The organism is Calothrix sp. CBUCES-K 9914, from assembly GCF_059640475.1.
The window spans coordinates 17463-31203 of sequence record NZ_JBXXZH010000100.1; the positions used below are offsets into that span (position 1 = coordinate 17463).

The 13741-nt window shown below is 37.1% G+C and carries 9 protein-coding genes; 3 read left to right on the forward strand and 6 right to left on the reverse strand.

Annotated features, from left to right (window positions below):
• Positions 1-176: 176 nt before the first annotated feature.
• From AC2JBO_RS21815 to AC2JBO_RS21830, 4 genes are all read right to left on the reverse strand, one after another.
• Positions 177-1559: an aldehyde dehydrogenase gene (locus tag AC2JBO_RS21815; protein WP_496955751.1), complete on the reverse strand. Its 1383-nt coding sequence runs from the start codon at positions 1557-1559 to the stop codon at positions 177-179.
• A gap of 514 nt (positions 1560-2073) precedes the next feature.
• On the reverse strand, positions 2074-2742 hold the full coding sequence (locus AC2JBO_RS21820; RefSeq protein WP_496955752.1) for a hypothetical protein: 669 nt from the start codon (positions 2740-2742) through the stop codon (positions 2074-2076).
• A 178-nt stretch (positions 2743-2920) separates the two neighbouring features.
• Complete coding sequence (locus tag AC2JBO_RS21825) at positions 2921-3628, reverse strand: hypothetical protein (protein ID WP_496955753.1); 708 nt, start codon at positions 3626-3628, stop codon at positions 2921-2923.
• Positions 3629-3664: 36 nt separating this feature from the next.
• Positions 3665-4639, reverse strand: a complete 975-nt coding sequence (locus AC2JBO_RS21830; protein WP_496955754.1) for a hypothetical protein — start codon at positions 4637-4639, stop codon at positions 3665-3667.
• Between the two features lie 167 nt (positions 4640-4806).
• Between AC2JBO_RS21830 and AC2JBO_RS21835 the strand changes: the two genes are divergently transcribed.
• The gene (locus tag AC2JBO_RS21835; RefSeq protein ID WP_496955755.1) at positions 4807-6204 is read left to right on the forward strand and encodes an FAD-dependent oxidoreductase; all 1398 of its coding nucleotides are present in this window, start codon (positions 4807-4809) and stop codon (positions 6202-6204) included.
• Positions 6205-6261: 57 nt separating this feature from the next.
• Here the strand turns inward: AC2JBO_RS21835 and AC2JBO_RS21840 are convergent, their stop codons facing one another.
• Complete coding sequence (locus tag AC2JBO_RS21840) at positions 6262-6399, reverse strand: hypothetical protein (protein WP_496955756.1); 138 nt, start codon at positions 6397-6399, stop codon at positions 6262-6264.
• 194 nt (positions 6400-6593) lie between these two features.
• Positions 6594-10208 carry a helicase-related protein gene (locus AC2JBO_RS21845; RefSeq protein WP_496955757.1) on the reverse strand — a complete coding sequence of 1205 codons (3615 nt, stop codon included), beginning with the start codon at positions 10206-10208 and terminating at the stop codon, positions 6594-6596.
• A gap of 241 nt (positions 10209-10449) precedes the next feature.
• Between AC2JBO_RS21845 and AC2JBO_RS21850 the strand changes: the two genes are divergently transcribed.
• Positions 10450-12798, forward strand: coding sequence for an arylsulfatase (locus AC2JBO_RS21850; protein ID WP_496955758.1), 2349 nt, complete (start codon positions 10450-10452; stop codon positions 12796-12798).
• 3 nt (positions 12799-12801) lie between these two features.
• Positions 12802-13680, forward strand: coding sequence for a bile acid:sodium symporter family protein (locus AC2JBO_RS21855; protein ID WP_496955759.1), 879 nt, complete (start codon positions 12802-12804; stop codon positions 13678-13680).
• Positions 13681-13741 lie beyond the last annotated feature (61 nt).

The following is a 13741-nucleotide window of genomic DNA, read 5'->3' on the forward strand; positions in this document are numbered from 1 at the left end:
AAAGAATAATACCAGGCGCCTATAAATCCGCTGTTACCAAACGAGATTTTAGTAGTTGGGAAACGGAAAAATTATGGTTAAGCGCTTTTATCTCTAGAGAATGAAACAGCCCTGCCCTTATTAAGGGGGACTTTATAATGCTCTTAGCCCCCTTATTAAGGGGGGTTGGGGGGATTTTAATTCTTACCAAGAAGCCTTTTGAGCAAAGGTAACTTACCCGCATAAGGAGGATACAAGACTTTTATATCAAAAGCAAATCCCCGTTTCAAAACACTCTTGTAATGGGAAAAAACATCAAAACTAGCTTTACCGTGATACTTACCAATTCCGCTATCACCTACACCACCAAAAGGTAATGTAGCCACCACGTAGTGCTTAATCGTATCATTGATACAAACACCACCAGATGAAGTTTCGCCTAATATCCGCGCTTGCAAATTTTTATTATTGCTAAACAAGTATAAAGCAAGAGGTTTCGGACGAGAATTTATAGCTGTTATAACCTGATTAATATCTTCATACTCAATAACAGGAAGAATTGGTCCAAAAATTTCCTCCTCCATGATTGAATCTTGCCACGAAACATTATTAATTACAGTTGGAGCAATAAATAATTTCTCGGAATTACACTCTCCACCAAAGTAAACATCTCCTTGGATGTAATTGACCAATCTATTGTAATGCTTCTGACTGATAATCCTAGCGTAATCCGGACTATCTATTGCATTCTCGCCATAAAACTCTTTGATACTATCAGCTATTGCCGTTAATAATTTTTCTTTGATAGACTTATGCACTAACAGATAATCAGGAGCAATACAAGTTTGCCCAGCGTTCAAAAACTTGCCCCACACAATGCGACGCGCGCTAACTTCAATATTAATATCTGTATCAACTATACAAGGACTTTTACCACCCAATTCGAGAGTAACAGGTGTTAAGTGTTTTGCCGCTTCCTTCATAATAATTTTACCAACGGCAGTACCACCTGTAAAAAAGATATGGTCAAACTTTTCTTGCAATAACTCTTGAGTAGTTTCCACTCCTCCTTCAACCACAGCAATATACTCGTGCGGGAAAATCTTTGATATTACTTCATTTATCACATGGGAAGTATGAGAAGCAATTTCAGAAGGCTTGACAATTGCACAATTACCTGCTGCAATGGCGCCAATTAACGGCAGTAAGCATAATTGAAAAGGATAATTCCAAGGGCCTATAATTAAAGCAACACCCAATGGTTCAGGATATAAATAAGCCGACCCAGGTAAAAAAGTAAACTCAAGTTTTTTGCTTTGAGGTTTTACCCAATTATTCAAATGCTTAATAGTATCAGCAATTTCAGTGAAAATCAGCGAAAATTCTGCACCATAAACTTCAAACTCCGGTTTATTTAAATCAGCTTTTAAAGCTTTTGTTATCTCACGTTCATACTGCATTATCCCTTGTTTTAACTTTTTGAGTTGTTCAACGCGGAAACCAACATCTCTAGTAGCACCCGTATAGAAAAATTGACGCTGCTTACTGACAATCTCACCAATTAACGATTGAGTAATCATAATTCAATACTAAATTTAACAAAATGAACTTCTACATATATTTTACACCTACACCCTATAAGGGTGAGGCTATACGAACAAAGCCTGCCTACGCAGGCTTAAAAACTTGATTTTTCGTATTATTGATAAAATTAGCTGTTTAGTAAAAAATAAAAATCCCGGCATCAATACTTTGCTGTATGATGTAAGGAACTATTCGCTCAGGAGTAAATAACTCTTTCACTTGCGTGCTTTAAATTTGTAGTCATAGCTATTTATTTACCACAGAGGGCACAGAGATAAGAGTTAAGAGACGCACGAGCGCACGGCGCCAACTCCCCCAAATTTAATGGCACAAACCGTTACATTATCAATATCGAATAGGTGTACTATAACAGTATATGCTTAATTAAAGTCTTCCACACTTGAGGCACCTCAAGGACTAATTCCAAAAATGTGAACCATTGGTTCACATTCAAGCCCAAACTTGATATTTTGATTATTTTAATCTTGCTACTGTTAACACACGTAGATATTAACACCAAGTATTATCTCCTCTCCAAATATTAAAAGTGCTGTGTTCTCCATTTTTCATATGCTCATATCGCATCCAATGGTAATCATCCCTTGCTTGTAAGAATATAGCAGCTTTAACTTTTATATCATCTTGCCAAGTGTTGTTATCACTTCTCCAAACTTGAAAGCAATGATGATTTACGCTATCGAGCTTACAATAACGCATCCAGTGATAATCATCTCGACCTTTCAGCATCAAAGCTTTGCAGGCAATAATTGAACCATTTTCAATTCCTTCTTTTATGTCATTAATCGCTTGTTTAGTTGTTTGCTGTAAATCTTGTAGTTGTTTGACTTGTTCATCAATTTGCTTTTTAACTGGCTTGAATTCGTCTTTAGTTGTTAGCTGATAATCTTGCAACTGCTGAGACTGCTTTTTAATTTCTTGTTCAGCTATCTTAAGTTTATTTTTAGCCTTTTCCAAATCCACTTTCGTAAGGCTCAATTCTTTGCTAACTTCTTCTAGATTCGATTTGGTTTTTGCTAAATCAGACTGTAGTTCTGCATAATTCTGCTTGAATTGTCTTATTTCCTCCATTTGTGCTTCAAACTCTTCCTGAGTAAGCCTTATTTCTTCAATCGCTTTTTCAAAGTAGCCTAGTGGAGTTTTCCAATTATTTGTATTCATAAGGTTATTGTTAATTGATGTTTAATATAATATCATTAGCTTATATTCTGCACCGCTATTTTGTTACCAAATTATAGTCTTTTAACAAAATTTATCTTTATGCGTAAAGCCTATTTAAATCTAGGGTGGCAAAAGCCACCTTACCCTCCCGATTAAATTTGCAAGATGTGAGGATACGTTAAGACTTTAATCTTCCTGCTGTTGACACACGCAAACATTTATGCCACGTTCTATCTCCTTTCCAAATGTTGAAAGTGTCATATTTACCATCTTTCTTATACTGATATCGCATCCAATGATAATCATCTCTTGCTTGTAACAATATAGCAGCTTTAACTTTTATATCATCTTGCCAAGTGTTGTTATCGCTTCTCCAGACTTGAAAGCAATGATGATTTACGCTATCGAGCTTACAATAACGCATCCAGTGATAATCGTCTCTACCTTTTAACATCAAAGCTTTGCAAGCAATAATTGAGCCATTTTCAATTCCTTCTTTTATATCATTAATTGCTTGTTTAGTTATTTGCTGTAAATCTTGTAGTTGTTTGGATTGTTCATTAATTTGTTTTTTAACTGGCTTGAATTCGTCCTTCGTTGCCTGCTGATAATCTTGTAAATTTTTAGATTGTTCATTAAATTTTTGTTTAGCTGTTTTAAGCTCTTCCTTAGTTTTTTCTAAGTCTAGTCTCGTAACTCTCAATTCTTCGGTAAATTTTCCTATATTTGATTCTGCCTTTTCTAAATTCGATTGTAAGAGGGCATAATTTTGTTTAAGTTGTCTGATTTCCTCCATTTGCACTTGAAACTCTTCTTGTGTGCGTCTTAGGTCTTCAATTGCTTTTTCAAAATAGCCTAGCGGAGTTTTCCAATTATCTGTATTCATGAGATTATTGTTAATTAAGGTTGAATATAATATTACTTAGATGCCTGTTAATAGCTTTTTTTCGGTTTGAGGTAGCTCGAATGAAGTGTCTAAACTATAATTTTGAACAGTACGGCGCCAAAAATCACAAAGTACTCCATATTTCATCCAGTCTTGAATTGCTCTTCGTTTTAATTCAGGTGCATTTCTAACTAAAGATGCCATTCTTGCAGCGTTGAGTTGTGACTGTCCATATATTTTTAATACTTCATCAACAGAAATATTTTCATTTAACTTACTTAACTCATAACACTCGCTTAATTCGTAAAGTTCAATGTCAGATAAAGCGGCGCCTGGTTTCATGCCAAGCTTGAGTAACTGCCTACATTTATCAAAAGGGTTTGGTAATGCATGAAGCAAATTTCTTTTTAATTCATTGCGAACTAATTCAATATTACCTTCTATCATCTCATCCATATTACGAATTAGCTTATCAACTAGATAATCAGCATCTTGAAATATTTTTTCTTCTAAACTATTAAAGTTATTATCAAGCTTATTAATAACTTTATTAATATCGTCAACAACCTTATTCTCTAAATTATTTACTTCTGTAAGTGTATTATTCACAACTGTTTCGATTAAGTATATACCCTGCATGATTGTTAAAGATATTTGATTGATTCGATTTTCAACAAACAAATCAGCGGTTCCTAACAAACTCTGTAAATCTTTAATTGTATCTAAACGTATATCATTTATTTTATTTATATTTTTATTAATTTTTGTGTCAGTTTTATTGAGTAAACCTTCGATGTCTGATACTATCTTGCATTCAAGTTCTTCTAAATTATTCAAAGCTTGCTCAACTCTTCGCCTAGCTATATAATCTAATCTATCTGCTAAAGGAAAAAGCTTTTCGTCAAATAATTTACTCAACTCTTTACGATTTGTTTTAGCAAAATAGTCAGAATTGTCTCTAAGAGAACGCTCTATATTTTTTGTAAAACCCCCAAATATATTCCCTAGCATTTAAAATAATCCTGACGCAAAAAACATTTTGTCAAAAATAACACCTATTTTTAAACGTGTCGAGCGTATATTTACTGCTAGTAGATATATCAAGTTAACTCTTTGGATAGATGTTTTTAAAAACAAGATAAGTATGTAATGCGATTATGTAGAGTGAAGAATACATAATGACCTATCTAAAGAACGAACAGAAACAAGTTGATACTGGTAGTCACGCTGTAGTAATAGGTAGCAGTTTAACGGGTTTGCTAACCGCGCGGATATTAGTAGAACATTTTGATTTTGTAACTGTGGTAGAACGTGACGAGCTTTCGTCCAAGCCCGAATATCGTCAAGGAGTTCCCCAAACACATCACGTTCACGTACTCTTAACACAAGGGCAACGAATTTTAGAGCAACTGTTTCCAGGGATAAAAGCCCAGTTAGCTGAAGCAGGCGCCCCGTCGGTTGATTGGGTTCATGATTGTCCAACGTTGAACATGTGTGGATGGGTATCGCTAACATCTTCAGATGTCGTTACTTATACTTGTAGCCGAGTTTTTCTGGAATGGCTTGTTCGCCAAAGATTAAGTAGTTACCAAAATATAGAATTTGTGACAGCAACGTTGTTCAAGGGATTACTCGTAAATACTGATAACCAAGTATCTGGAGTCAAATTACACTGTAAAAATAGCGCTCAGTACAAAGAACTAACAGCCGATTTAGTTGTTGATGCTAGTGGACGCAACTCGCAGTTACCCAAGTTTTTAGAAGAAATTGGCTATCAGGCGCCCGAAACAACGGTGATTAATTCTTTTTTAGGGTATAGTACACGCTGGTATGAAGTTCCAGAAGGGTTTTCCGCTTCTTGGAAAGCATTGCTATTAGCGGCAAAACCACCTGATAAATTACGTGGTGGAGTTTTATTCCCTGTAGAAGGTAATCGTTGGGCAATTACATTGTCTGGTATAGGCAAAGATTACCCACCTACAGATGCTGATGGTTTTTTAGAATTTGCCCGAAGTCTACGCAGTCCGATAATTTACGATGCCATCAAAAACGCAAAACCTATATCGCCAGTATATGGTTATCGACGCACAGAAAATTGCTGGCTCCACTACGAAAAACTTTCATATCTTCCAGATGGTATAATCGCAATTGGAGATGCAGTTTGTGCATTTAATCCAGTCTACGGTCAAGGAATGACAACAGGAGCATTAGCTGCGTTACAACTTTCACGTTGTTTGAAAGAGCAATTCAAAAATTCGCCTCGTAACGTAAAGGGTTTAACATTAAAGTTCCAAAAAGAGTTAGCAAAAATTTTACAGACACCCTGGTTGATGGCAACAGGTGAAGATTTTCGCTATGAAACTACTGAAGGTGGTAAAGCAGATAAAATTACCCAGTTGATGCACATGTATATGGATAAAGTTATGGCACTTTCAGTCAATGATTCCTATATTTACAGAAGATTTGTTGAAGTGGCACATATGATTAAAACTCCAAATAGTTTATTTGCGCTTCCTGTATTATCTAAAGTATTACGTTCATCATTGAAATTTCATACTGCTGAGGCGCCTAAATAACTAATTTCCAAAATGTGAACCATTGGTTCACATTCAAGCTTAAACTGAATATTTTAATTACGCAACAAGCTTTTGCTTGGGTGCTGGTTTGTCTGCTCTAATATCTAAAAAATATTCTCCAACTAATTCACCTTTCTTAAGTCGTTCTATTTCTTCATCCCAACAAAAGCCGTTGTACTCTATACCCCAGTCCATAATTGTACGCTTCGATTGGAAATTTTCATGTAGCTGTTGCGAATATATTATACGACATTCACCAAGTGCGGAATGTGGGATATAATCAACTATCCGTTACATCCGTTATATCCGTTGCCAATCTTCTCTCTGTGACTCTGTGGTAAAAAAAATACAATGACTGCACAGGCGAGACACCTATGCTACAAGAGGGGTTATTTTGACAAAATTAGGTTCAATACGTTTAATTCATGGGATGATAGTAAATACTTGTCTGTAAAAATCTTCTGTCGTGTCTCTTTCAAGCTGTAGCTTCTAAACACAACAAAAGGAAAGTCTTTATAATTTAACCCAATGGGTAAAATATTACCTACTGCATAAGATGACCGGATATATCTAGCTAAAATGTCGCGAAAGCTTTTATCTTCTGGTTCTTCGGGTTGAGTTTCAAAGTACGCGCGCATTGCCTCTCCACAAATAAATGCAAATAATGGAAACGCATAATATTGGTCGGGTTGTGACGCGCGTAGTTCTAAACGTTGTGTTTTCTCTGCTCCTGTGCGTAGTTTTTTGATTAGTTCGATGGCATCTTTAATTGCCGAGCGCAGGTTTTCTGGATATGATTTACTATGGCTGATTTTTTGCATGTTCTGCCAAAGTACATCGTTGGCTATTTCGTTTATATCTGCTAATTTGATTAGATAGTTTTCTTCTAATGTATTATTCTCAAGTGGTACGATTATCATGCCACCGCTTATATAAGCTGATTCAATGGCACCATTATCAAGGAGTTTATCGAGTGTGTTATAGTTTTGAATAAATTTAGTGTTGAACTCTGAGCGCAATTTGAGATAATTGGATTCTGCGGCACCTTGAATGACAAATTCCGCAGAACTCAGTAATTTTTCCAGACTGGTATACACATTTTCAATCAGTTTATGACTTGGTTCTCGATAACTTTCTTGCTTCAACAACAGTATTAAATTTGCTAGTTCCATCGAAAATGTTTCACCTGCTGCAAAAACTGATTTACCTCCAATAGGTATAATAATAAACTTATCGCGACCGATCCGACCAGAACCAAATATTCTCGTCATTATCGCAGCTTTTAAAATCAATAAGATATTTAAAATGTCAAGTACACTTTCTTGAATTGATATTTGCCTGTCTGATTCTGAATGATAGTAAGAATTAACACCTAAATAAAACGTTAATTCTTTATCTTGATTATCAATTTTTTCATCACCACGTCCTCTATATATAACCTGAATAATTTCCATCAAGTTGTTTTCAATTTGGTATTTAGGAATTTCTACCAGGATATGTTTAACTTTTGGAAACGATAAACCACGACTTCCCGAAGAAGTCATAAATATAACTTTGGCTTGATTTTGATATTGATGGATTTTTTGCTTTTCTTCTTCGGATATACTCGCGTGTATTTCTAAATAATCAGTATACAAGTCAAATTCTTGATGCTGTTGAATCTCAGCGATTAATTCCGCTAATTTTCTTTTATGCTGGATATAAACGATAAATTGTTCAATATCAGGATTATTGAGAAGTGTTTGAATGTCTTTTAATATTTCGATTTGTAGCTTTTTTTCTAAATATTTTTTGGTTTGAATATTCGTTTGTTCGTCGTACTTCTCTGACTGTATCAAAAGTTTGTATGTAATAGTTAAAGAACGCGCGGGATATGAGTTTGTATTAATTACCGTCGCAGGCAGGTTTTTAAAAACGAAGCGTTCTAATGATATTGGTTGATTACGTAACTCGTCACTTGGGCGCCGAAAGTATATTTTATCAGGTTCCGGCGCCTCCAAAGACAAGTGCTGTGTAATTACATTTTTGTCAACTATCGAAGCATCGGCAACTATGATTTTTGTATTGAAACCAAATTCAGGATTAGTTAATTTATATCTAGCAACTATTTCGTATATCCCATTTAAAAATTCTACACCCCCGTCATCACCTGTAATTTCATCAATCATTACAAAGAAATGTTTGATACGTCTTGATATTTGCTGCATCTTTTTGGGAAAAATAGTACCTTCACGCTCGTTATAAGCATTTCTGAAGATTTTCTCAAAATGCTTTAATGTATCCCCCATCCCCACCCCAGTTTTCTTTAAAGCTTGAATTGAAGTGGTTGCAACAATTTGGTCAGAAACTTCGTGTTCAATAACGGTTGAGATAGCTTCGCAAACACTGTTTAAAACACCTTTGCTTTTTCTGCCCTTATCACGAATGGTATCATCGGAAGAGTTTTCGAGTCGGTTGGTACGTTTGGATTGTAAATCAACATTACTATCGACAAAATTAACAGCTTGCTGCATATGGTTGCCTTGGCGCCCGTTACTGGTATACTGAACGGTGTAATCTCCATAGTTATCAGCGATGAGACTACTGTGAGAGTTGATGGTAAATAACCTATCGTCGCATAGCTTCTGCGTTTGTTTATCTTTAAATTTTTCTATAACATCGAGGTTGACTTGTTTTCTCGGACTGACATAGAAAAACAGAAAACCATCATCTAGATGCTTTTTGAGAAAATCGACAATTGCTGTAGTTTTACCAATACCAGGATTACCCGTTAAAAATACAAATATGTCCTGTGATAATAAAGATTTTTTGATGAGTTCAGCATGTGCATCTCGTAGGTTTAGCTTTCCAGATAATCCCATTTTTTGCATTAACTCTGGAGGAAGTTGTGCAACCGAGTTAAAAAACCCTGTTATCTTCTCGCGATGGGGAGGTATACAATTTATATTGCCCGGAGTTATCGATAATATCGCGTCAACAAATTCTTTTCCCCGTTCAAAACTACTATAAGCACTGCGCTTGATTTTATTTAACACTCCCAAACGTGCGGATGATATATCCTCGTTTTGATGATGCTTATAGATTTCGTAGCATGTCTTTAAAATCTCGATATTTTGAGGAGTAACAGATATAGCATTGATGTCTCTATCACTGTAACCGACTGCATTGAAAACCATTGATGCATCGCTTATTATTTTAGCTTCTTGCAGAAACTGATAAAAGCTGTAAATATAACCACCTGCTTGAATTAACTTTGCGGTTTCCTTATCTCGATATTTGAAAGCGTTAAAATATTGAGTTAAATCGGGTGATATCTCAAAGTCTACAGATTCGGTATCAAGACGCAATCGTGAAAATACGCTTTTGGAACGTAAATAATTCACATCGCGCGCTAGTAAATTACGGATAATCTCTACATAGTCGATATTCTGGATGTCACTCTGCGAACGTATTCCAAACACCGTCAAATCTATACATAGAGTTCTATAGGATTTACCATATTTTAATAATACTAAAGTATCAGCGTTGAGAAACTCACCCTTTTTCTTGTATTTGTCTATATATATAGGTAACGCATTGGAATTTAAAGACAACTGTGATAAAACACGACTGTACCACTGCTGGTTATCTTCGGTGTCATAAGTACCGAGACTGTTTTCACCACTAAACCGACAATGATAGTAAACTACTTCTACACGTTTGAGACGGTGTGGTTCGTTCCATCCAACTGCACTGAGGTATTCACGAAGAAAATTCAAACCGCTTAAAAACCCTTTTTGGAGAAAAAAAGTACTCCATGTTTCTGCAATTTCTCTATCTACTGCGCTAATTACTTCTGAAGCTATTCTCTGACGTATTTTGGCAAAGTTCAGATTTTCAAGTTCCTCACGGTATAAACTACCGAAGTTATGTTTAATATTATACTGATTTATCGCTGATAAGGCGCCGATGTTAAATCCTACCTCGAATAGGCGCCCTAAGTGTTCAGCAATTTTTGATGACATGGTAGTTTTTTGTGGTAAAGGGGTAAATTCCTTTTTACCACAGAGACCAGTAGAGACGCGACATGTCGCGTCTCTACATTTCCGGAAATGACGCAAAATCGTGATACTGAGGGGTCAAACCTATCATTTGCCAGCGGTATCCTACAAGGAGAGGGGAGTAATTGTACTCCTCGTTCGCTATAAGGGAAGGGGGTCGGGGGGTTAGGTTCAGCTAAAAATTAAATCAAGATGATGTACATCTATGCCACAATTTCATTTCAAAAGAGCAATTCTCTGGTTAATGACCACAGTACTACTCTTCACTAATATCTTTACGGCGCCTGCTCTTGCTGTAACATCTCAAGTCCTACCAGTTCCACAACCGCCCTTCAAAGGCAAAATTGGTATTACTTACAAAGACTCTAAACAAGATTTTCCACAACCAATCACTGCACCAGCAAATGCTCCTAATGTCCTACTAATTTTGCTTGATGACGTTGGGTTTGGACAAGCAAGTACGTTTGGTGGACCAGTAGACACTCCTAATTTGACTCGTTTAGCTGAACGTGGTTTACGCTACAACCAATTTCATACGACGGCGCTTTGTTCACCTACGCGCGCGGCGTTGTTAACTGGGCGCAATCATCACTCAGTGAGTACGGGTGTAGTTGAAGAATTAGCTACAGGCTTTCCTGGTTATACAGCAATTTTGCCAAAGAGTGCTGCTACGGTTGCTGAAGTATTGCGTCAAAATGGTTACAGTACTGCTGCATTTGGTAAATGGCATAATACACCAGACAATGAAACTAGTTTTGTTGGCCCGTTCGACCGTTGGCCTACACAGGAAGGTTTTGAGTATTTCTATGGCTTTCTTGGTGGTGACACTAATCAATGGAACCCTGCTTTAGTTGAAAATACTAAGCGCATTGAGAAACCTAATAATTCTGATTATCATCTAACTCCTGACTTAGTAGACCATGCCATCGCTTGGATTCAAGCACAACAATCAGTTGCTCCTGATAAACCCTTCTTTACTTATCTTGCTACTGGCGCCACTCATGCTCCGCATCATGCACCTAAAGAGTGGATTAAAAAGTACAAGGGTAAGTTTGACCAAGGGTGGGATAAATTGCGGTTAGAAACCTTTGCACGACAGAAAGAACTAGGTGTAATTCCCGCTTCTGCCCAGCTTACACCTCGTCCCAAAGAACTTCCTGCATGGGATTCTATTCCAGAAAACGAGCAAAAACTTTATGCCCACATGATGGAGGTATTTGCTGGATTCTTAGCACATACTGATGCGGAAGTGGGAAGGTTAATAAATGCAGTTGAGGAATTAGGCGAATTAGACAATACGTTAGTCATATATATAGTGGGGGACAATGGCGCCAGTGCAGAAGGTGGATTAACTGGAACCGTTAGTGAAATAAAAGTCTTTAACGGTGTAGGTGAAACCCTTGAACAATTGTTCGACTCATACGATGACTTAGGAAGTCCCAAAACCTTTAATCATTATCCAGCAGAATGGGCATGGGCAGGAACTACACCTTTCCAATGGACAAAGCAAATTGCTTCTCACTTTGGTGGAACTCGCAACCCTTTAGTAATTGCTTGGGGTGACCGCATCAAAGACCGAGGTGGAATTCGCAGCCAATTCCATCATGTAATTGATATTGCTCCCACTATTTATAGAGTCACTGGAATTACTGAGCCGACCAGTGTTAATGGTGTAGAGCAACAACCTATCGAAGGCACTAGTCTAGCTTACACCTTCGACAACCCCGATGAACCTTCAAGGCGCCAAACACAATATTTCGAGATGTTAGGAAACCGCGCGATTTATAATAAGGGCTGGGTTGCGGCTGCTCGTCATCCTCGTTTACCGTGGGAACGTTCAAAAGGCTCAGACTTTGACCAAGATAAGTGGGAACTTTATAACATTGATGAAGATTTTAGCGAAGCAAATGACCTTGCTGCAAAGGAACCTGATAAACTCAAGCAGCTGCAAAACCTGTTTCTAGCGCAAGCACGCAAGTATAATGTATTACCTTTAGACGACCGTTTATTAACGCGGTTTGATGTTGGTATTCGTCCTAGTTTAAGCGCTGGACGCACAAAGTTTACGTATTATCCAGGTACTGTAAGAGTTCCCGAAGGTAGCGCTCCCGACCTCAAAAACAAGTCCTTTAGCATTACAGCAAACATTGAGGCTTCGGACGATGATACAGAGGGTGTGCTTGTTAGCCAAGGTGGACGTTTTGCTGGTTGGAGTTTCTTTGTTGATGATGGCAAGCCAACTTTTGCCTATAACTTTTTAGGTAACGACCGCACAATTATCCAATCTTCTGAAAAAGTGGCAAACGGAAAATCCACACTGCGGTTTGATTTTGATTTTGATGGTGGTGCCGCAGGTGCTGGTGGAACAGGCAAACTATTTATTAACGATAAACAAGTTGCTCTTGGTCGCATTGAAAAAACCGTAGCATACCGTTGGGGATTAGACGAAACTTTTGATATAGGTCGAGACAACGGTACACCTGTAGTGGAAGATTATGAGGCGCCTTTTGCATTTACAGGAAACTTGCGGCAAGTAACTCTGAATATTAAGTAACCTATGAATAATCCATTGTTAGCTATAGATTCATTAATCAACTTTTCATTGATTAATAAGCTAGCATTCCTTACGTTTATCGTTACTACAATGTTTGGTACTGGCTTAAGTCTAACTGTAAAGGAAATTATAGAACCACTTCGCAATGTTCGTCTGATAATCTTTTCGCTTGTAGCAAACTTTGTTATAGTACCTGCCGGAGTGTATTTGCTTTTGCAGATAATACCTCTAAGTGAATCTATTAAAATTGGTTTCACTATCTTAGCAGTCGCAGCAGGTCCTCCAGCATTGCCAAAACTTGCCCAAATTGTCAACGGAAATATTGCGTTTTCTACAGGGTTAATGATGCTGTTAATGTGTGGCACAATTATTTACATGCCCATCGTACTGCCATTAGTATTGCAAAATGTCCATGTTAGTGCATGGGATATAGCCAAACCATTAATCTTTGTAATGCTGGCACCGCTTTTAATTGGATTACTAATTTTTAGCCGTTACGAAGCAATCGCTAATATTATTAGACCGATAATGCTTCAAGTATCAAGCATTACATTGATTCTTGGTCTAGTAATATCACTGATACTTCAGTTTAATAATCTAATCTATTTGGTTAAATCAGGCGCCATAATTGCTTCCTTAGCTTTTATCACCGTCTCTTTTGGATTAGGTTATTTCCTAGGAGGCTCAGAGCAGGATATACAGCGAGTACTAGCTGTAGGTACTTCTCAACGCAACATTGCAGCTGCCTTATTAGTGGGTGGAAGCAATTTTGACGATCCAAATGTAATAAGTGTGATTGTGGTAACAAGCTTATCTATGATTGCGATAATTCTACTAGCAAAACCAAAATTTGCAGAACTAAAACAGTTAGAAGTCTCTTAGAGGATGTTTGAAAAGTTTGGTTGCGTAAAATTTTATGCCAATCGTCTCACCATAATCCTAA